At 43.1% G+C, this 19839-nt stretch carries 18 protein-coding genes and 2 pseudogenes; 11 read left to right on the forward strand and 9 right to left on the reverse strand.

The features are described 5' to 3' along the window. Positions 1 to 188 precede the first annotated feature (188 nt). The 5 genes from cobA (at position 189) to cysC (ending at position 6110) form a co-directional block, all read left to right on the forward strand. Positions 189 to 1058 (forward strand): uroporphyrinogen-III C-methyltransferase, encoded by an 870-nt coding sequence (gene cobA / locus ZX61_RS08865; protein ID WP_049844285.1) that lies wholly within the window; start codon positions 189 to 191, stop codon positions 1056 to 1058. A 54-nt stretch (positions 1059 to 1112) separates the two neighbouring features. Continuing rightward, the gene (gene cysD / locus ZX61_RS08870; protein WP_049844286.1) at positions 1113 to 2021 is read left to right on the forward strand and encodes a sulfate adenylyltransferase subunit CysD; all 909 of its coding nucleotides are present in this window, start codon (positions 1113 to 1115) and stop codon (positions 2019 to 2021) included. A 282-nt stretch (positions 2022 to 2303) separates the two neighbouring features. Further along, the gene (gene cysN / locus ZX61_RS08875; RefSeq protein WP_049844287.1) at positions 2304 to 3731 is read left to right on the forward strand and encodes a sulfate adenylyltransferase subunit CysN; all 1428 of its coding nucleotides are present in this window, start codon (positions 2304 to 2306) and stop codon (positions 3729 to 3731) included. Positions 3732 to 3755: 24 nt separating this feature from the next. Then, positions 3756 to 5480, forward strand: a complete 1725-nt coding sequence (locus ZX61_RS08880; RefSeq protein ID WP_049844288.1) for an SLC13 family permease — start codon at positions 3756 to 3758, stop codon at positions 5478 to 5480. A gap of 12 nt (positions 5481 to 5492) precedes the next feature. Beyond that, positions 5493 to 6110, forward strand: coding sequence for an adenylyl-sulfate kinase (gene cysC / locus ZX61_RS08885; protein ID WP_049844289.1), 618 nt, complete (start codon positions 5493 to 5495; stop codon positions 6108 to 6110). A 62-nt stretch (positions 6111 to 6172) separates the two neighbouring features. Here cysC and ZX61_RS08890 read toward each other — a convergent pair whose 3' ends face one another. The 4 genes from ZX61_RS08890 to ZX61_RS08905 form a co-directional block, all read right to left on the reverse strand. Beyond that, positions 6173 to 6634 carry a chemotaxis protein CheX gene (locus ZX61_RS08890; RefSeq protein WP_004748296.1) on the reverse strand — a complete coding sequence of 154 codons (462 nt, stop codon included), beginning with the start codon at positions 6632 to 6634 and terminating at the stop codon, positions 6173 to 6175. Positions 6635 to 6651: 17 nt separating this feature from the next. Further along, positions 6652 to 7116, reverse strand: a complete 465-nt coding sequence (gene zur / locus ZX61_RS08895; protein ID WP_049844290.1) for a zinc uptake transcriptional repressor Zur — start codon at positions 7114 to 7116, stop codon at positions 6652 to 6654. A 178-nt stretch (positions 7117 to 7294) separates the two neighbouring features. Continuing rightward, positions 7295 to 10894, reverse strand: coding sequence for a response regulator (locus ZX61_RS08900; RefSeq protein ID WP_049844291.1), 3600 nt, complete (start codon positions 10892 to 10894; stop codon positions 7295 to 7297). Between the two features lie 19 nt (positions 10895 to 10913). Then, positions 10914 to 11951 carry an HD-GYP domain-containing protein gene (locus ZX61_RS08905; RefSeq protein ID WP_049844292.1) on the reverse strand — a complete coding sequence of 346 codons (1038 nt, stop codon included), beginning with the start codon at positions 11949 to 11951 and terminating at the stop codon, positions 10914 to 10916. Between the two features lie 545 nt (positions 11952 to 12496). On the opposite strand from ZX61_RS08905, the gene ZX61_RS08910 reads away from it, so the two are divergent. The 4 genes from ZX61_RS08910 to ZX61_RS08925 all read left to right on the forward strand — a co-directional run bounded on the left by ZX61_RS08910 (position 12497) and on the right by ZX61_RS08925 (position 14789). After that, a complete protein-coding gene (locus tag ZX61_RS08910; RefSeq protein ID WP_049844293.1) occupies positions 12497 to 12709 on the forward strand; it encodes a hypothetical protein in 213 nt (70 codons plus the stop codon). 49 nt (positions 12710 to 12758) lie between these two features. Continuing rightward, complete coding sequence (locus tag ZX61_RS08915; protein ID WP_049844294.1) at positions 12759 to 13745, forward strand: hypothetical protein; 987 nt, start codon at positions 12759 to 12761, stop codon at positions 13743 to 13745. A gap of 197 nt (positions 13746 to 13942) precedes the next feature. Next, entirely contained in the window at positions 13943 to 14353 is a 411-nt protein-coding gene (locus tag ZX61_RS08920) for a hypothetical protein (RefSeq protein ID WP_235431314.1), read from the forward strand. Continuing rightward, positions 14331 to 14789, forward strand: coding sequence for a hypothetical protein (locus ZX61_RS08925; protein ID WP_235431315.1), 459 nt, complete (start codon positions 14331 to 14333; stop codon positions 14787 to 14789). Before ZX61_RS08920 ends, ZX61_RS08925 begins: the two co-directional genes overlap by 23 nt. 98 nt (positions 14790 to 14887) lie before the next feature. On the opposite strand, the gene ZX61_RS24545 is transcribed toward ZX61_RS08925, so the two are convergent. Next, entirely contained in the window at positions 14888 to 15673 is a 786-nt protein-coding gene (locus ZX61_RS24545) for a hypothetical protein (RefSeq protein WP_235431316.1), read from the reverse strand. Between the two features lie 123 nt (positions 15674 to 15796). Between ZX61_RS24545 and ZX61_RS08935 the strand changes: the two are divergent. Next, positions 15797 to 16212 (forward strand): annotated as a pseudogene (locus ZX61_RS08935) (M15 family metallopeptidase). Next, positions 16172 to 16501 (forward strand): hypothetical protein, encoded by a 330-nt coding sequence (locus ZX61_RS24550; RefSeq protein WP_235431317.1) that lies wholly within the window; start codon positions 16172 to 16174, stop codon positions 16499 to 16501. The pseudogene ZX61_RS08935 and the gene ZX61_RS24550 overlap by 41 nt, the downstream one beginning before the upstream one ends. 313 nt (positions 16502 to 16814) lie before the next feature. Here the strand turns inward: ZX61_RS24550 and ZX61_RS08945 are convergent, their stop codons facing one another. From ZX61_RS08945 to ZX61_RS24555, 4 genes and pseudogenes are all read right to left on the reverse strand, one after another. Beyond that, positions 16815 to 17738, reverse strand: a complete 924-nt coding sequence (locus ZX61_RS08945) for a sce7725 family protein (protein ID WP_049844297.1) — start codon at positions 17736 to 17738, stop codon at positions 16815 to 16817. A 9-nt stretch (positions 17739 to 17747) separates the two neighbouring features. Continuing rightward, positions 17748 to 18590 carry a sce7726 family protein gene (locus ZX61_RS08950; RefSeq protein WP_049844298.1) on the reverse strand — a complete coding sequence of 281 codons (843 nt, stop codon included), beginning with the start codon at positions 18588 to 18590 and terminating at the stop codon, positions 17748 to 17750. 104 nt (positions 18591 to 18694) lie between these two features. Continuing rightward, positions 18695 to 19694 (reverse strand): annotated as a pseudogene (locus ZX61_RS08955) (site-specific integrase); the annotation flags it as partial. Further along, positions 19652 to 19839, reverse strand: a 188-nt coding sequence (locus tag ZX61_RS24555) for a hypothetical protein (RefSeq protein ID WP_150114979.1), incomplete at its 5' end; no start/stop codon positions are given. The gene ZX61_RS24555 and the pseudogene ZX61_RS08955, both read right to left, overlap by 43 nt.

Below are 19839 nucleotides of genomic sequence, written 5' to 3' on the forward strand. Positions count from 1 at the left end.
AAGATAAAGTGTGATGTTGAGCAATTACTTTATAGCGTTCTGCTGTGAATCTCTCAAAATCGAGCAAGGGTTGCACAATCGTTGATTAACCGCTTATCAGAAATTGATATAAAAAATGAAATTTTAGAATTTCCGGTAATATGACTGGGGAGCCATAATGCCTTCATAGATTAGGTAAGGGTGACATTATGGCGAGCAAGGATAAGATTTCTCAATTTCCTCTGAGCAATCAGCACGCACAGCGCAGTAGACAAACAGACCTCAATACCGTGGGTCAGAGTGTTTTAAGTCAAGGCGAAGTTGCACTCGTCGGTGCAGGACCTGGTGATGTTGAATTACTGACCCTGAAAGCGATTCGCTTTTTACAGCAAGCAGATGTCGTGCTTTATGACTATTTAGTATCAGATGACATCATGTCTTTGGTGCCAAGTGACACCATTTTGGTCTGTGTTGGCAAACGTGCTGGTCACTACAGTGTGCCCCAAGAAAAAACCAATCAACTACTACTCGACTTCGCTCTGCAAGGTCATCGTGTCGTACGCATAAAAGGAGGCGATCCTTTTATCTTCGGCCGCGGTGGGGAAGAGCTAGAAGTACTTGCAGAGGCAGGTATCTCCTTTCATGTCGTGCCAGGTATTACTGCCGCCGCAGGGGCGACAGCTTATGCGGGAATTCCTCTTACTCATCGTGACTATGCGCAATCGGCGATGTTTATCACGGGTCATCTTAAAGCGGAGCGTGATGAACTGGACTGGTCAACGTTAGCGCGTGGTAACCAGACATTGGTTATTTATATGGGATTGATGAAGTCGGAATACATCCAAAGTCAGCTGATTGAGCATGGTCGTCAGCCTGAAACGCCAATCGCGATTATCGAACGTGGCACACATAGCACACAGAGAGTATTTAAAGGTCAGCTTGGCGAGCTTGCTGATCTTGCCAAGGACGCTCAGTCACCCTCGCTCATTGTTGTGGGGGAAGTGGTCGCCCTGTCAGAAAAACTTGCGTGGTTTGAGCCGCAAGTAGAACAAGGCACAACTCAGCGTCAGTCAGCCTAACGCCATTATTTAGATTAGCCATAGGCTCAATGAGCCATAAAGGAAGCAACTAACATGGATCAAGAACGTTTAACCCATCTTAAGCAGCTTGAAGCGGAAAGCATTCACATTATTCGTGAAGTCGCTGCTGAGTTCGATAACCCAGTGATGATGTACTCAATTGGTAAGGATTCATCGGTCATGCTGCATTTGGCACGCAAGGCTTTTTACCCAGGTAAAATCCCTTTCCCGCTATTGCATGTCGATACCGACTGGAAGTTTAAGGAAATGATTAAATTCCGTGACCGTACCGCTGAGAAGTATGGCTTTGAGCTTTTGGTACATAAGAACCCTGAAGGTCTCGCTATGGGGTGCAGTCCATTTGTCCACGGCTCTTCAAAGCACACCGACATAATGAAGACACAGGGCCTGAAGCAGGCACTCAACAAGTATGGTTTTGATGCTGCCTTTGGTGGTGCGCGCCGCGATGAAGAAAAGTCTCGTGCGAAAGAGCGTGTTTATTCGTTTCGTGACAAGAACCATACTTGGGACCCGAAGAATCAGCGCCCTGAGCTATGGCGTACATACAACGGCCAAGTCAACAAGGGTGAGAGCATTCGTGTCTTCCCACTTTCAAACTGGACTGAGCTAGATATTTGGCAATACATCTACCTGGAAAACATTGAGATTGTACCGCTTTACCTTGCGGACAAACGCCCTGTCGTTGAGCGTGATGGCATGCTGATCATGGTTGACGATGACCGTATGGAGCTTCAACCAGGTGAGAAAATCGAAGAGAAAAGCGTTCGCTTCAGAACACTTGGTTGTTACCCACTGACTGGTGCCATTGAGTCTGAAGCCAATACGCTAACAGGCATTATTGAAGAGATGTTGGTTGCGACATCTAGTGAACGACAAGGCAGAGCGATCGACCACGATCAGTCTGGATCGATGGAACTTAAGAAACGCCAAGGTTACTTTTAGGGCCTATTGGCCTATAGAGATGAGTTTTGCAGCAGCTTGTAGGTTCTTTATACAAGGCAGAGGTTTTGAATTGTAGTTTACCTACATGATAAGCCGATAACGCAGTAGAAAGGAACTACAAGCGCTGCCCGAAGGGTTCGGCTAAAAGCGTTTGATGCTTTGTTGAGAGCTTTTTACTTAGACCCACTAGGCTACAAATCTCTCGCCGCGCCTAAAACGCTTTTATCTCGAACAAAATTTAATCTCAATAGGTCAATAGACCCTTTGATCTAAGGAAAGAACATGAATAGCGCAGTTGAAGCTCAGCTTGAAGAGCTTGGTATTGAAGGATACCTAAAACAACACCAATACAAATCACTACTTAGATTCCTAACTTGTGGTTCAGTCGATGACGGTAAAAGTACCTTGATCGGTCGCTTACTGCATGACTCTAAGCAAATTTATGAAGATCAGTTGGCTGCGGTACACAACGATAGTCAACGTGTGGGAACAACTGGAGAACGCCCAGACCTTGCTTTGCTTGTTGATGGACTTCAGGCAGAGCGAGAACAAGGGATCACTATCGATGTGGCTTACCGTTACTTCTCAACGCAAAAACGTAAGTTCATCATTGCAGATACTCCGGGGCATGAGCAGTACACGCGCAATATGGCAACCGGGGCATCGACCTGTGATCTGGCAGTGATCTTGATTGATGCACGTAAAGGCGTACTGGATCAAACTCGCCGTCACTCATTTATCTCCAACCTACTTGGTCTTAAGCACTTTGTGGTTGCGGTAAACAAAATGGATCTTGTTGACTATTCACAGCAGCGTTTTGAACAGATTCGCGATGAGTATCTTGAGTTCTCCAAAAACCTGCAAGGCGAAACCGATATTCAAATCATCCCGCTTTCTGCACTTGAGGGGGATAACGTTGTTGAGCCGAGCCCGAAAATGGCTTGGTTCGAAGGTTCGCCGTTACTTGAGATTCTAGAAAACGTGGATGTTGACCAAGACAAAGAAATTGGTGAGTTCCGTTTCCCTGTCCAATACGTTAACCGTCCGAACCTAGATTTCCGGGGCTTTGCTGGCACGATTGCTTCCGGTAGCGTCAAAGTGGGTGATGAGGTTAAGGCATTGCCTTCTGGGAAAACCTCAAAAGTTGCACGTATTGTGACTTTTGACGGTGACCTTGAACAAGCTCAGGCTGGACTAGCCGTCACCTTAACGCTCGAGGATGAGATTGATATCAGCCGTGGTGATTTGATTGTGCTAAAAAATGCACAGGTTGAGTCGAGCAACCATTTACTGGCTGACGTTGTTTGGATGACTGAGCAGCCACTTCAGCCTGGTCGCGATTATGATGTAAAAATTGCTGGAAAGAAAACGGTCGGCCATGTCGAGGCGATTCGTCACCAGTATGACATCAACAATCTATCAACGCACAGCGCAGTTGAGCTACCTCTTAATGGTATTGGTCTATGTGAGTGGACTTTAACAGAGTCGGTGGCGCTTGATGATTACCTTGCCAGCCAAGATACCGGTGGTTTTATTATCATCGATCGCCTAACTAATGTAACAGTTGGTGCAGGTCTTGTGCGCGAAAGCTTATCTCATGTAGAAACTAAGGCCTCTGATATCTCTGCATTTGAACTAGAGCTGAATGCATTAGTTCGCAAGCACTTCCCACACTGGGAAGCAAAAGATATTAGTCAGCTACTCAAATAGCTGATTAGCGAGTAGGGAAGCGTTATGTGGCAGCAAGGATTTGTGTTGGCAATTTTACTCGGCATCGTTGCATGCTTGATCACAACACGAATTAAACCAAGTTATATCTTCGCCGGAGCAGCATTTGTTACTTTCCTTGGTGGCATGATAGAGCTAGGTGAAGTGGCTACTAATTTCACCAACTCTTCGCTACTCACTTTAGTGCTGCTGATCTTAGCATCAGCAGCACTAGAAAAGACTCGCCTGATTAGCTGGGTAAGCCGCTCACTTTCAACCGGAAGGTTGGGTACTGTTGTTGCCAAGCTTGGTGTATCAACCGCATTGCTTTCTTCTTTCACCAATAATACAGCAGTGGTCGTTTCACTTATTGGTGCGATTAAACGTAATCAGCAACATGCCCCTTCAAAGCTATTGATCCCGCTCTCTTACGCAGCGATCTTAGGTGGCACACTGACCTTGATCGGTACGTCGACCAACTTGATCATTAACAGCTTTGTTGAAGATGCAGGGCTACCGAGTCTTGGTTTTTTTGCACCAACCATGATCGGTTTGTCTGTACTGCTTGGGGGGATGTTGATCCTGATCCCGCTCAGTTACTTACTACCTAACTATGATGATCAAAACCAAGATGAGTTACCTTACTTTCTAGAAGCGAGGGTTGAACCGGGGTCTCCTTTGGTCGGACGTAGCATTAGCGAGAATAATCTACGAGCTTTGCGTAAGTTGTTCTTGGCTGAAGTGGTTCGTGACGGCGAAACCATGCCGTCTGTTGAGCCTGACTTTGTGCTTCAGGCTCGCGACCGATTGTTGTTTTGTGGTGATATTGAAAGTGTGGCGACTCTGCAAGAGATCCAAGGCCTTACCTTGTTTGGTCAGCATCACCTCAATGGGCAAGGCTTTGTTGAAGTGGTTGTCAGTTCTTCGGCGAGCTTTTGTAATAAAACCCTTAAATCGAGTCACTTTCGTGATCGATTTGATGCTGTTGTGGTAGCAATACGCCGAGGGCATGAACGTTTGCAAGGTGGTTTAGGTAACATCACACTTAATGCGGGGGATACCTTAGTGCTTGTACCCGGCAAGCGTTTTGAGCAAGAACGTCGTGCTCACCGTAAAGAGTTCGTACTGGTCAACGATTTAGATTCAAGTGCGCGCTTAGATGCGAATAAATCTGCTCTGGTTTTAATCGGTTTTGCTAGTGTTATTGCTCTTGCATTGTTAGAGATGGTACCACTAATTAAAGGGCTGTCGGTTTTTCTTTTAGCTGCGCTATTTTTTGGCGTTGTTCAACTGGGTGAGCTGCGCAGACGTTTTCCGGTCGATATTGTAGTGATTGTTGGCTCGGCACTCTCTATCGCTCAATTGATGTTGTCGACTGGCCTGTCCGTTAGCTTAGGTCAGATGTTTATTGAAGCTTTCAATGGTTGGGGTGTGTTTGGCGCACTGGTTGCGACTTACCTTTTGACCCTTATTCTGACAGAACTCGTGACCAATAACGCTGCCGCAGCGTTGTCATTTCCTATCGGCTACAGCATGGCGATTGGCTACGGAGTGGATCCTATGCCTTTTATCATGGCGGTACTTTTTGGTGCGAGCGCAAGTTTTATTTCCCCCTACGGTTACCAAACGAATCTCTTGGTTTATAGCGTAGGTAATTACAAATTAAAAGATTATGTTCGAGTGGGAATTCCTCTATCTATTGTTTACTCCGTATTGGTGTTAACGCTCATTCCACTCTTCTTTCCGTTTTAAAAGGACTGAATTATGACTACGGAAACGCCAACTAAAGATGAAAATGTTGTCTGGCACGAACACTCAATTGATAGGGCTTTCCGCTCACAGCTAAAGAAGCAAAAGCCTGTGGTACTTTGGTTCACAGGGCTTTCTGGTGCGGGTAAATCGACAGTGGCAGGCGCCTTAGAAACTCGCCTTGCACAAGCTGGCTATCATACCTACTTACTTGATGGCGATAATGTTCGTCACGGATTATGTAGTGACCTTGGCTTTTCAGAGCAAGATCGCAGAGAGAATATTCGACGTATAGGTGAACTGGCTAAGCTGATGGCAGACGCAGGCTTGATTGTCTTGTCGGCGTTTATCTCTCCGCATCGAGTGGAAAGGCAACTGGTTAGAGAAATGCTACCAGAGGGCGAGTTCCTTGAAGTGTACGTTAATACTTCACTAGACGTTTGTGAGCAGCGTGACCCCAAAGGCTTGTACAAAAAAGCTAGAGCAGGAGAGATTGCCAATTTTACGGGTATTGATTCTGAGTACGAAGCGCCTATCGATCCAGAAATAGATTTACGAGCTGGCGAAAAAACGATTGAAGCTCTGGTAGAAGATTGTCTTCAAGCGCTAAAGGCAAGGCAAGTTATTGCTTAAACTTAAAAAACGCTTCCGAGAGAAGCGTTTTTTAATTCAACCTATCGATGTTGCTTGAGCGATTACTCGAAACAAATCTCGATAAAGGCATTACCCCATTGAGAAGTGAAAGGCATGATGATGATAGAGCCTTCACACTTGTGACGAATGGTGTGACCTTTACCTGAAACTACGACTGGCGTCGCCATATCAAAATCAAAGCCACTTTCTGCAAGAATACGTTTTGCACCACCTGTCACCATGTTGGTGATTTCACCCACCATGTCAGTGACTTCGTCGTTCAGGCCATTCGGGCGCTCACCAAGCATGTTTTGCATAATTTCTAACGCGAGGCTTTCATCAAAGGTAATAGACATAGAGCCTCGGCTTTGTGTGCCAACCATCCCTATTAAACCTGATACATCCCCACGTGCGATTTCATCTTTCTTCACACGAGGCTTCTGTGGCTTCAATTCCAGCGAAGCCATCGTTTTTAATACGTTCATCAATGAAGCTAAAAACGGGTTTACAAATTCAGCGCGCATAATCTTCTTCTATATCGTTAATTCACATTGTCAGTGGAACATGTCTGACAAATACCGTGTGACTCAATTACGTGATTATTGATGGTAAAGCCATGTGTTTCCGCATTGTTAGCCAGTAAGGCTACCAAACTATTATCTTGGAGTTCAATAACGCTGCCACATTTATCGCAAATCAATAGGTGCGAGAAATGCTTGTGAGCATTGCATGAAACGCATTGAATGTAGCTATTGGTTGACTCCACTCTATGAATAAAGCCCTGTTCAAGTAAAAAATCCAACGCTCTATACACAGTTGGCGGTTTTGCCTGAGGTTCACTCTGTTTCAACTCTTCTAAAAGCTCGTAAGCACTTGATGCCTTTGAGCTTGCGCATATCAGCTCGAATACACGCTTGCGTTGAGTTGTAAGGCGTACACCTCGTGCAGAGCATATGTCTTCAATTTGCTTCACTAAATGCTGATCCAAACCTATCACCATTACCATTGGACATTTTAATAATATACCATTTCTTGCGGTTTATCGTCGCTTAGTAGGTAATATCTTATAGCTTTGTCAGTAAGTTACTTATTCATAATGTGAATAAAGTCTAACTTAACGAAAGCGCTATAACTTACCTTATCTACATAAAAAACGATACCAATAACAGCGTTTTAGCCATTTCTTATCGCTGAGCTGTGTCCAAGATCTGCAATCCGCGCTCAAAATCGAACTCTTCAACCACTCTGGAAAGCTCAGACAGCTGAGCGCTGGTTAAGCCGATTTGCTTGCCTGAGTCAATGTCACTGATGATGGTTACTGCCTCGGTATCGCTTTGTTCTATTGCCGAATAGAGTTTTTCGTACGTCACTTGATCGTAGTGTTGAGTCGGCGTATCCGAAGCTTCAATGACGGTTTGTGAAGTTGCAAGCGCTTCTTCTATGTTGTTAATTAACTGCTCAAGCTGTTGGAGTAGTTGGCTTCGTACAGTGTCGTTGTCTAGGTCTTGTTCCAGTGAAGCGCTGAGCTGGTGGACTTCGCTAGCACCAATGTTACCAGAGACTCCTTTGAGAGAATGAATGTTACGTTTTCTCACCTCTTTATCTTGGTCCGAAAGCGCCAATGCCACGGCGCCGGTCTCGCGGTATGTGGTAGCAAAACGCTGTAACAGCTTCTGGTACAAGTCACTGTTGCCACTAGAGCGAATGAGACCAGCCTGGGTGTCAATACCTTCAATTAGCGGAATATTGATGTTGTGTTGCGCGGATTGAGCAACAAACTGCTGAGGGTGTTTTGGTGTAATCCATTTGGCCAGCGTGCTGAACATCGTACCAACGTCAATGGGTTTAGCGATAATGTCATTCATACCAGAGTTGGTGGCTTTAATTTTGTCACGTTCCATGACATTGGCAGTCATAGCAATAATCGGGATTGAGTGGTCTTTGAGTTGAGTTCGAATAAATTGAGTGGCTTCATAGCCATCCATGATTGGCATTTGGCAGTCCATCAGAATGCCATCGAATTCATTGGTCTTATACAGATCGATAGCGACCTGCCCGTTTTCAGCTACGGTGACATGAATTTGCTGTCCTTCAAGAAGCTCGATAGCTAACTCTTGGTTAATTTCATTATCCTCAACTAAAAGAAGTTGAGCCCCAGCTAGTTGCTGAACATTAGCTAACTGGTGCTGTTCTTCAGCTTCACTGCGGCTTAATCGTGAATGGCTAACACCATAGAGAGAAACAATGGTATCGAACAAGTGAGAGGCAGTGATCGGCTTATCTAATATACTTGGAACCGCAATCTCTCTTTGTTCGATGATCTCAGTTAACTCTTCTCGTCCAAAAGCGGTCAACATCAGGGACTTTGGTTGCTGGGACTGAGAAATCTGAGTACTTATCATCTCTAGTAAATCAATGCCATCCTTGCCCGGCATCTGCCAGTCTGTCACAAGCAAGTCATAAGGTTGATTATTGCCGATAGCTTGCTTGAGTTCGTTAAGGGCATCATCCGCATTATTCACGCTATGCGCGTCAAAGGTTAATGATTCAAGAATATCTTCGACGATGATTCTAGCGCTGGCATTATCATCCACGATTAGGACTTTGAGCCTGCCTAGCTCGACAGGTAAAGTAATTTCTTCTTGTTTCAGTGCATGGCTGACTGTAGAGGCGACGGTAAAGGTAAAACATGAGCCTTTGCCCGCCTCACTTTCTACACGAATATCCCCGCCCATTAGCTGGCTCAGCTCTTTGCTGATCGCCAAACCTAAACCTGTACCACCATATTTACGAGTGGTAGAGCTATCTGCTTGAGTGAACTTACCAAATAACTTAGCCGTTTGTTCAGTGGTCATCCCAATACCACTGTCTTCAACACTAAACTCAAGTACAAGATTGTCACCATGACGTTCTGCGACTCGGATTGATATTTTGATCTCTCCCTTTTCGGTGAACTTCACTGCGTTGTTGGCAAGATTAATTAGAATCTGCCCCAGACGAAGCGGATCGCCAACTAAGGTTGTTGGTACGTCACGTTCAATATGGATCAATAGCTCAAGGCCGCGGTCGGAAGCGCGCAAGCCAACTAAATTGGAAATATTATCGAGCACATTTTCTAAATGAAAGTCGACGTTTTCGATATCTAGCTTGCCCGCTTCAATTTTAGAAAAGTCGAGGATGTCGTTGATAAGGCCAAGCAGAGAGTCAGCAGACAGCTTCACTTTATGAATATAATTGCGTTGCGCTTTGGTTAGATCCGTTTTTAGAGCCAAGTAACTCATCCCAATAATCGCATTCATTGGCGTACGTATCTCATGGCTCATATTGGCTAGAAAATCCGATTTAGCACTGTTCGCAGAATCTGCTTCATCACGAGCTATGGCAAGCTTTTCAGCGAAACGCTCTAACGCAGAGTGAGATTTGTTGGCTAAGAAACCAAGTAGTAACAAGGTCACTAAGAAGATAGCACCACCAATCGCTAGATTACGTGCGATGCTCGCAGAGTCCTCTACGGTGGCTAGCTGAGCTTCATATCCTGGTAGAATTAAATCGATGATGGCTTGATGTTGCTGCTCAAGAGTTTGGATTTGACGGCTCTTGTTGCTACGCAATTCAGTCAGCTTATTAAACAGATCTAGGTAGTTCTGCGTTGCTCCTTGCAGAGCACTGATTTGAATTTGTTCATCCTCAGTGACGACTTGTTCATAGAGGTTTTCTAACAACACTAACGCTGCATTGAGGTTATTCTCAACTTCTGTTTTCAGTTGCAGTTGTCGCTCAATATGTTGCGTAATGGCATAGTCTTTGTCGCTTTGCTGAGCATTACTAATTTCTGTATGCAAAACCAATAAATTAGTACTGATGGAAAGTTTATCACTGATAGATAGTTGAACACTGGTAACCGCTTGTTGGGCAATCTTAAGGCGCTGTTGGAGGTGTGAACGTAGCTCAATTGAGACCCGAGTTAGCTCTGTTACTGACCTTTCTATCTGAGATGAAATATTGGCTTGGAGAGGTTTAGATAACTTTGTCCAACTACGCAGTTGCACCAATGCAGAATGGTAACGGTTTTTCGCATTTTTGATTAAGGCAATTGTCTGTTGGCTCTGAGTGTCTGTTGTTTCACGTTCAAGCTTGTTGATTATCTGCTCTGCTTTCTTCAGCTCAAACTGCGCAAGGTTTAGCGACTCTTGTTGGTTGGTAACGAGATAGTTTTTTTGCTCAGCTTGAGAGTTGGCGATCAAACTGACTAACCAGTGCGCTTGAATTGCAAGATCGGATTCGCGATCGACTTTGTCTCGAAGTTCATCAATGGAAACAATACCTGATTCAATAAACTGCTCGTGCTCAAGCTGAATCTCTTGCACTAAGCTTTCGACATTATCGCCGGTTTCAGATAGCTGTGTGCGTGCTTTCCCCGATTTTTCACTTAGTTCGACGTAATGTTCAAATTGTTGGTGATAGTGGGCAAGTGTGCTTTGAATTTGAGAGTCTGCGCCATTACTAATGGAGTCACTAGCGAGCAATTGAGCTTTACTCACCGCGCTAGATAGTTGATCGTGTAATCTGTCACTAGGTTGACGAATGTAGCTTTGTTCAATGACCTTAATTCCATCAAGGGTAGAGAGTAATTGCGCGTTGTTTGCGTATTGGTTAACGGTATTGAACCGTTCATTTAAGCTAATCCAGCCAGTAACGCCTGCGATAAGTAGCAAGATTGAGGCGATGACAAAGCCGATAAGGATGCGTTTAGAATCGAGCGCGTAGTTTTTTACAGAGTCCATTCAAGCCTCAGAAGTGAAATTAGAATTCATCTTTAAAAGATTCTTTTATTTTTAAGATTTCGTCGAGTTGCTGAATAAAAAGAGGGACTAACGCAGGATCAAAATGGGCTCCTGCTTCCTCTTCTAGTAATGAGATGGCTTTCTCTATAGGCCAAGCTTTTTTATAGGGTCGTTCACTGGTTAAGGCATCAAATACATCAGCAATCGCGACAACTCTAGCGCTGAGGGGAATTGCTTCACTGGCTAATCCATGTGGATAGCCGCTGCCATCCCATTTTTCATGGTGGTAAAGCGCGATCTCTTGTGCCATTTGCATGAGTTGTGAGTCACTATCAGCGATGATATCAGCACCAATTTTTACGTGGGTCTGCATCACTTTCCATTCGTCTGTATCCAGTTTGCCGGGTTTACGCAGAATGGCGTCGGGAATGCCTATCTTGCCGATGTCATGCATGGGGGAGGCTTGAAACACTAACTCAATCCAACGATCACTGACATCCAGTTGCTGGGCAAGGATTTTCGAATAGTGACTCATACGGATAACGTGCATCCCTGTCTCGTTATCTTTGTATTCAGCTGCTCGACCAAGGCGCTGAATCACCTCAAGGCGTGTTTTTTCTAGCAGCGCAGTGCGTTCTTTGACTTTGTTTGCCAAAGAGAGGTTTTGATCATAAAGCGCAATATGAGTTTTCACCCGAGCTTGAACTATTGGTGGGCTGACAGGTTTGGTAATGTAATCTACGGCACCCATCGCAAATCCTTTTTGCTCATCGATGACTTCTGCCTTAGCCGTAACGAAAATGATCGGTATCTCTGATGTGATAGGGTTACTTTTTAGTTTTTCACATACCTGATAGCCGTCCATTCCTGGCATCATAATATCGAGCAGGATTAAATGTGGATAGGGCTTCGTACTGGCAATTTGTAGTGCTTTAGTACCGTTAGTTGCGGCTTTTATTCGGAAGTCTTCTGAAAGAATCCCAGACAAGGTATGTATGTTGTCGGGGATATCATCGACAACTAGGATCACAGGTTTTTCATACTGTTCAATTGGCATTGCGGTAAATCCTTTACTGCAGAATCATTGACTTATTAACCCATAGAATAGTTATTTTTTATCAATATTGGCACTCTATAATTGAGTGGACGTATAACTAGTCCTAGATAACGTGACCTACGTTTGAATAATCCTTGCTGGCAATGAACTTCATTTATTCTGACTCTTTGCCAACAGCGGTGTATAATCGCGCGATTATTTTTTTTATGCCGCGTTGGAAATAAGGATGTTATTTGAAAGCGGTACTGACTGTGTAGAGGTAGCTTCGTGTCCAACACTGGAACGAACAACAATTTCCAATGCAGCGCTTTTCCATTGCGCCCATGCTCGATTGGATTGACTAACCTTTATTGTCAATTGGTTAGTTGTTTCGAGGGGGTCTATAGGGAACCTTGTCGTTAGTATTAAAGTAAACTCTTGTAAGGTGTGATAGCAAGCAGGACTTGATGCTATTTTACACATAAATGATTTACAAATGGCCAACTATCGTATAATTATTACGTGTAGACGTATCATAATCAGCATACTACCAAGGAGGGATACAAATGACAGATACTGTACATTCAGCAGCTATCGATACTGTTGAACTTCTTCGAAAAGAGTACGATCAGTATATACAGCAAAAGAAAGCTTTGTTTATTAAGGCAACCTATTCAAGCAATAGTGTCTTAGATGTTGATGTTTCCTCTTTAGTCGATAGTTACAAAGTCAAGGCACAGCTCAAAGCTGCCTCTGAAACGGCTGATAACAGCGAATAACACTAACAAATGGAATTAAAGCACTACACGTTAGTGCTTTTTTGTATGTATGATTAAACCTACTATTTTCCTATTTTTTGTTTTTGGTATAGCTGGCTATGCATTTCTTCGCCAGTATCATGGCACCCTTCATAGCTTAAACCGAAGTAATGGATATCATACCTTTTTCGTGGCCTCGGCTGTTGGTATTGTGCTCTTTTCTATTTCAGCTCTCATTTACTTTTTTCTTTATCGTGCTGGCCTGTATTTAGGAGTAACGTTCGATTTAGGGCGTTGGATTCTAACGGATGTTTTCTTTAAGGATGATGTAAAGCAAGATCAAGTTGCACTGATTGATATTTCGATGCTGAGTGTTGCACTTGGGGCCTTGTTGCCCAATATTACATACCTTTTTGGCACGCCAACGAGTCGGTGGAGAAGGCGTTCTGAGCCTGGGGTTCTGAGGTTTATTTTTTTCATCTTAGTTAAGCGGCCGATCAAATTACTCATTCTAGAGCCCTTTGAACGTTTTCTTGAAAAACGAAGAGAAAGTATTTCTAAATCCTATTTGAAAGACTCAGAAAGCACGGAGTTAAGTCGCCTATTGGCTATGTCCCTAGAGCATCGCCTACCTATACTTTTTACGATGTCTGATAATAAAGTATTTATTGGTTACCCGTTGTTTATCCCTGTTAAGCCTCACAATGATATTTACATTTTACCAGTGGTGAGTGGGTATCGATGTAAAGATACTAGAGCTTTTTCAAAGGTTACTGATTACACACCTGTCGTGGAGCTATTGGTAGAGAAAGAAAAAGAAAAGTTTAAAAGAGCAATGACTACAAAAGGTGTGTCTGCTGAAGATGTAGAAGCATTTATGGAGAGCGATGAACGTTTGTTTACGAAAGAAGAGCAATGGAAAAAGTTTACGGTAGCGCTTCCATGTCGAGAAATCGTTCATGCTCATTTACATGACTTAGAGTTAGAAAGTATCTTCCACCAGCAAGAGTCTGAAAGGTTGGGGAATTCAGATGTGGAGAAGTATTTCCCCATATAGTCTCGAACAGAGTATGCTCGATTGGACTCACTTTTAAGCTATACCTAAACTCGCAAGCCCTCCATACGTACTTTTTTAATACTCCCACGCTTAATACCATATTAATACTTGCTCTGATTTTCGTTAGTGACTTTGAGGTTTCTGATAGTCAATTTGCAAGTTGTCACATTTATTGGCTGATCGTCACGGTTTGACGGATGACAGAGTTGATCTCTAACGGTATAACCAGCACAAGATTTTATGCAACTAGAATGGTATCAGTGATGGCGAGTATTGGCGTTTGTGAAATAAGAAACATGCAGCTCAGTAAAAGAAGTAAAAGAGATGTAGCGGATATAAAATCCATCATGGAGTCCGGTAATCTTTTGTCAGGAGTCCTAGCAGCTACGCCGTTTTACTTTATTTTTGGGACGCCAAGTGTGACCAAAAGTCCATTTGAAACGATGATTACTATCCGGGAAAATGACTGGAATACCTTTGGTAAGGCCATGCTAGGGTCGTCTTCATATACTCGAAGTGCAATTTTAAAAATCGCTATGGAGCGCGAAATCTTTACTAATGGGGAAGAGCAAAAATTTTGGGGGTGTGTCGTTGAACTATCGAAGTAAAGTCTTAATCGCTATCACGTTATTGTCTGGTTGCGCTTCTAGCCAAGCCAGTATCGATCAACTGGAAAAACAATGGCTAGATCGTATCGACTTTTGTGTGGATTTAGCCCGCAGTAATGAAGTGCCTTTTCCCAAATCAGATTGGTTTGAATCGTTATCGCTTGAAGATCAAAAGAATGTGGCAGGCTATCTAGCGAACTACAACGATAGGCAGTGTTCTAAAGCCGAAACTGACGCTTTACTGGAAGCTATTGATGAGGAAAATGCAAAAGAGGTGTATGAAAGACATGCTGTCGATCTAATACCACTTGAAGAGCAGGCTGCTGAAAGAATGAAAAATATTGATATGGTCAAACTCATGGACTTGCAGAAGCGCTTTAGTGAACCATTTAGTCTTCGGTATGTTATTGAAGAGCAGGACTGGTATCCCCAATAATAGCTAGAGTGAAATAAACCTAACATATAGAAAAACCACCAGATGGTGGTTTTTTAGTAAGTAAAGGGAGCATTTGAGCTATGTTCTATAAAGCTGAATTATAAGAGAAGACCTCTTCGTTTTGCTTTTTTACCGATGGCGAAAATCTTACCTCTAGGATTTGTTATAACTACGTATGTATGTTTATTGTTCGATTCGATCGCTTTTATCTGTTTCGCAGTCAACTCATAGCTAACTGGTTCAAAGCAGTTCAAAACTCCATGTTTTCCAGTCACTAGCGTTTTATGTGGAAGTTTTCCTCTTTTCCCAAAAATGACGTTCTGTAATGTTGTTTTGAATGTAAGGTCAAGGAACCAGATTTCGTAAAAGTGTTCATTCTGCATACCTTCATTGCAGAGCTCCAGTTTCCATTTTTCCTGTCCATTGAGCTTCTTTATTTTGATCTGATACGTCACGTATCGCCTTAGCTCACTTAGTTTCATTCCGACGTTGTAGGTTAAGGCAATACTTGCAATGAGCAACATGACAAATGGAAATAGATAAGGAATTGACGAGATAAGAGAAGAAGAACGTTTTTCCTCCTTATCTGTAACTTTTTTTAACAAACACCTTATCTCTCTTAGCTCTTTCGTTATGGGGGCCGTTATGTTTTCCAGACTCGTATAGTGGCAGTCTGAGTTCCAAGAGAGCATTGAATTCCATTTTGTACCTGCTTGCTGATCGAGGTGTAAAATATAAAACATCCCCCCAACCAATAGCATTGAATAGAATGTTGTGAACATCCCTCTAACAAAAGATTCTACTCTTGGAGAGTAACTGAACTCCCTAAATACTCGTCTTATAAACAACCACCACTTGTATATAAGTATTTTTAAACTCAACAATTACTTCAAATCCTTTGTCCTGACCAAACTACTTCCCCAATTACCTGGAAGTCTTTGTATTCTATATCGTTCTTTTTTATGTGCCAAGACTCATAGGTTAGGTTGTCACTTGTGGCTTGTATTATTCTTAGTAAGAATTGCAGCGGCTTTGCGCTTTCAGTGCGCAGTGAAACCAAACTGATTGGTGTGCATCACGATTTGAAAAATGTGGTGCGCCGCGCGCTTGAGCTCAGTCCCTTTGATTTTGGTATCACCTCGGGAAAACGCTCTGCAGAAGAGCAGTATGAGCTGTTTCGACAAAAGGCCAGCCAACTCGATGGCTACTCGCGGATTAGCCGTCATCAAACCGGTCACGCGATTGATTACGTGGTGTATGACGAAGACGGCAGGTGACTTGGGGCTTTAGTTACTACGAACAAGTCAGTTGGGCGTTCAAGCAAGCGGCGAGGGAGTTGGGTACACCCATTAAATGGGGTGGGGACTGGACGTCTTTCAAAGATGGCCCTCATATCGAACTCGATAGAGCGGTGTATCCATGATTGGTGCTTTATTCAATCTGGCGATGAAAAGGCAGCGAACCTGGACGAAGTCTCGATTCGAGAGCGAGGCCTAAAAGACGAGTTCATTATGTTGGTGGTGTTCATCCCGATAATCTTGTCTTTCATTCCTGACTATGCCGGTTACGTCCAGGATGGATTCAAAGCGCTCGAGTTCGTGCCGGAATACTATTGGTACATCGTCGGGGCGGTAGTCATTGATACCTTTGGCTTTCGCTCTATGGTGCGCTACCTGCTGGAGTTTTTTTCATTCAGATTTAGGGGGAAATAATGGGGTTAGTGGAAGCACTGGTCATTTCCCTAGTGACAGGTCTGGTCTCGAGTGCCGGTACGATTGCGGCGCTGAAAACGGACATCAATTGGATTAAGAAAGTCCAACAAGACCAGGAACAACGGATCCGAAAACTGGAAGATGGTCATGGCTAGACGACGCAAGCGCAAGCAAGTGCTGTAAATGCAAAGGGCGTAAGCCTAATGGGCGACTCAAAAAAGGCTACACGATCAAAAATAAAAGGGTTGTTAAGGTAAGGTGACTAGGAAGGCTAGGTTAAGGCTGACTCTGATATGACTCAGCCTTTAGGTAGTTAAATGTTCTTAGCTATGGTCTCGATATGGTGCATTATTGAGTTTTCTTTAGCTGGTCCAAGGTTAGGGTAATGTCTTCTTTGGTGAAGGCTCAAAAACTCTTCAAACCCTACTGTAGTTTGGTCAACATCTGGAGTACTTGCGGCGAATTGTACCAGAAGACCAAGGGCTTCTATAAATTTAGCGGCAGTGTTACCAGTAGTTCCACTATCTATTGTAGATACGCAATGCTTAATGAACATGAAGTGGTTGTGGTTTGAATTGAAGTAGGTGATATGGAGCGCAACCGCGCGCGCTGGTCCCCCAGTGTCTGAGAACGGTTCGCCCACAATTTGGTAATCACCAAAACCTACTGCATTGGGTAAATTTCTATAGGTCAAATGAGCGTCAGTGTACACATATGGTTGTGTTGGATAGTCTGCATTTCGTTCTTGTGGCTGGAAACAGTCCTTAATTTTTACCAGGTTAGGCAGGCCAGAAATGAAGTGTTCTGTTGAGTTGTCAGTTGACCGTACTGAGTTTATGTATGCATTTTGAGTAATCTGAGATACATCTACAGTTGGTTCATCTTTGAAGTAGGTAGCGTAAACAACATCGTCAGTAGCGAGCTGATGAGCCAATTGCACAGCCGTTTGAATGTTCTGGTGGCTAAATGCAATACATGGAATAAAATTCAGCGACTCATTCTGGAGAGTGGTAAAAATGTCTGTAGTGTTACCTCTTAGCTCTCCTTCAAGAGGGTTTATAATAACTACTGGAGTCTGTTGATTGCTGTTCAACTCATTAACAGTTCTGACGAGTGTGTTGGTATTGCGTTTTACAGGCTCAATAATTGGACGAAATTTCTCTGGGTTGAGTCGCGACGCTGTTTTTCTGAGAGCTGAAAGTTCGTGTTTCTTTCCTCTCAAAAATGGAAAATACATATTTAACTCCTAGCATATAGATGTGTTATTCATCAGCGAGCATAAGAGATTGTTTTTTTCCTGTCTGCTAAATTGGTAGCTAATACCTATGTTTTTTAGGGATTTAGGGAGTGAGTTGATGAATTTGTGATCGTTGGCACGAAAGAGCTTTAAGCTTTCCTTAAAAAGATCATTCGCTGTTTCAGGGCTGAGAGACTGATACACTTCTTTACAGTGCTCATAGACTTGAGAATTAGGCATCTCTGGAAGTTTGCCAGCTATTTTCTCTGCAATATGTACATATTCCGGTTTGCGGAGTGTATCAAATGTAATTTCTTGGTCGAAGTCACCACTAATTGGAGCTGTGATTATCGGTTTCAAACTATTCCGCTTTGTTAGCTCAATAACTCCAAAGCGAGGGATTTGAGCATGTAATGCCAACACTTCTTCTAAATGGTTAGCATGAGTGACGATATAAGTCTTGTCATACGCTTTCAAATAGGAGCTAAGCTGATCGTGAAATCTCACAAGAGAATCAAATTCTGTCTTGATTTCATAGCAAGTAGAATGACCGTTAAGAATTACGCAGTCAGCTATATTCTTTCCTGTCCTAAGTTCACTCATCATTGCTGTTGTTTTCATTGAGTGGCGACCAAGAAGTATCTTGTTTGCAATCTCATTTTTAACAACATATTCGTTGCGATAGTGCTTTAATAAAAGCCTATATGCTGTGTCATAAAACTCTGGGATAGAACTAGCTGAGTCAAATTCAGAGAACACTTCCCCCACGCGGTTGAAGATCTTGAGGTCTCCTGCTGCGATTTTTTTGAGTTCTGAGCTACTAAAAAGCTTCGCTAGTAATCTATATTCCATAGCCAATTATATAACACTATTTTTAAGTTTTAGCTTAGGGGGAAGTCACGAGACACGAATCCTAGAGAGAAATCGATTCAATCTCAAGTAATCATTTCAAAAGTTTAGAGCGTTTTCTTATGCAATGAGTGAGGAAATAATTGAGTATAAACTTGCCACAATACATTTAGGTTTTTGTGACCGGTTACTTGTGCTACCTCTTCAATTGAATATCCTTTTTCAAAAAATCGGCTTGCTCCTTCACGCCTCAAATCATGATAGCGTAAGTTTTCGATGCAAAGCTCATTTCGAACCCTTTGAAAGCCAGCAGTGACACTTCGAGAATTGTAAGGAAAGATTCGTTTTCCTTTCATCGGTTGCCGCACTGCTATATCAAAAGAATCTCCGAGCAGTGGAACGAGCATATGATTACCAGATTTTTTTCCGAGGGTCTCTTCTATCTCTTACTATTACAATTTTGTTTCCTTGATCTAAATCTTCCCACCTTATTGAGCAGACTTCACCAATTCGCATACAAGTTAGGATGCTAAAATCTAGGATATCAATAAATGGAATACGGGTAGGGCCATTAGGCCGAAAGCTTTCCCTTTTTAGAAGCCCAGTTCGTAACCTATTTAGTTCTTCTGATGTAGGGCGACGTGTACGTTGTTGGCTTTTACCGACCAGTTGCATTTCTGTTAGTACGGGTACGGCTTCATCAAAGATCTGAAAGTTTGGCGCAATGTTGAATACAGGTTTTGCTTTTTTCATCACTGCTCTTAAGTACGCAATATCATGATAGATAGTTGAGAGGCCAGCTCCTGCAGCACGCCTTATTCTACAGTGCTCTATCAAGTCACTTGTTTGTAATGAATTGGACTCGATGTTTGCGATGTCACAATCTCTAAGAAATTTAATAACATAACGTTTGGTACGTCCTGTGTTGTTCCATCAATCTCTGTCATGCATGTAGAGGTCAGGAAGAACTCCAAGGGATACTGACTTCAATTTGTTTAGCACACCTTCAGTTTCTAGCTCTGATACACGTTTCATTCCGTATGAATTAGCAAGAGCTTTCTTTTTTAGAGTTTTGCTTTCCCTGTGTATAATGCGCGAATCTTTTTTACGACTACTGTTACCTTGCTTGGATTCAAGTACGAAGTGCGACACCTCTGAACATAAAAACAGTGAGATGCGATAATCATGAAGTTTGCTCCCGCCAAGAAGTAAAAAACATGAGATACACGCACCTCACTGAGAACGAAAGGTA

Source organism: Vibrio sp. VPAP30 (assembly GCF_001188205.1).
GTDB classification, from domain to species: Bacteria; Pseudomonadota; Gammaproteobacteria; order Enterobacterales; family Vibrionaceae; genus Vibrio; species Vibrio bivalvicida.

Excerpts from the sequence above, each read along its gene's own strand:
- cobA (WP_049844285.1), top strand. The coding sequence starts at position 189 with ATGGCGAGCAAGGATAAGATTTCTCAATTTCCTCTGAGCAATCAGCAC.
- cysD (WP_049844286.1), top strand. The coding sequence starts at position 1,113 with ATGGATCAAGAACGTTTAACCCATCTTAAGCAGCTTGAAGCGGAAAGC.
- cysN (WP_049844287.1), top strand. The coding sequence starts at position 2,304 with ATGAATAGCGCAGTTGAAGCTCAGCTTGAAGAGCTTGGTATTGAAGGA.
- ZX61_RS08880 (WP_049844288.1), top strand. The coding sequence starts at position 3,756 with ATGTGGCAGCAAGGATTTGTGTTGGCAATTTTACTCGGCATCGTTGCA.
- cysC (WP_049844289.1), top strand. The coding sequence starts at position 5,493 with ATGACTACGGAAACGCCAACTAAAGATGAAAATGTTGTCTGGCACGAA.
- ZX61_RS08890 (WP_004748296.1), bottom strand. The coding sequence starts at position 6,634 with ATGCGCGCTGAATTTGTAAACCCGTTTTTAGCTTCATTGATGAACGTA.
- zur (WP_049844290.1), bottom strand. The coding sequence starts at position 7,116 with ATGGTAATGGTGATAGGTTTGGATCAGCATTTAGTGAAGCAAATTGAA.
- ZX61_RS08900 (WP_049844291.1), bottom strand. The coding sequence starts at position 10,894 with ATGGACTCTGTAAAAAACTACGCGCTCGATTCTAAACGCATCCTTATC.
- ZX61_RS08905 (WP_049844292.1), bottom strand. The coding sequence starts at position 11,951 with ATGCCAATTGAACAGTATGAAAAACCTGTGATCCTAGTTGTCGATGAT.
- ZX61_RS08910 (WP_049844293.1), top strand. The coding sequence starts at position 12,497 with ATGACAGATACTGTACATTCAGCAGCTATCGATACTGTTGAACTTCTT.
- ZX61_RS08915 (WP_049844294.1), top strand. The coding sequence starts at position 12,759 with ATGATTAAACCTACTATTTTCCTATTTTTTGTTTTTGGTATAGCTGGC.
- ZX61_RS08920 (WP_235431314.1), top strand. The coding sequence starts at position 13,943 with ATGACAGAGTTGATCTCTAACGGTATAACCAGCACAAGATTTTATGCA.
- ZX61_RS24550 (WP_235431317.1), top strand. The coding sequence starts at position 16,172 with ATGGCCCTCATATCGAACTCGATAGAGCGGTGTATCCATGATTGGTGC.
- ZX61_RS08945 (WP_049844297.1), bottom strand. The coding sequence starts at position 17,738 with ATGTATTTTCCATTTTTGAGAGGAAAGAAACACGAACTTTCAGCTCTC.
- ZX61_RS08950 (WP_049844298.1), bottom strand. The coding sequence starts at position 18,590 with ATGGAATATAGATTACTAGCGAAGCTTTTTAGTAGCTCAGAACTCAAA.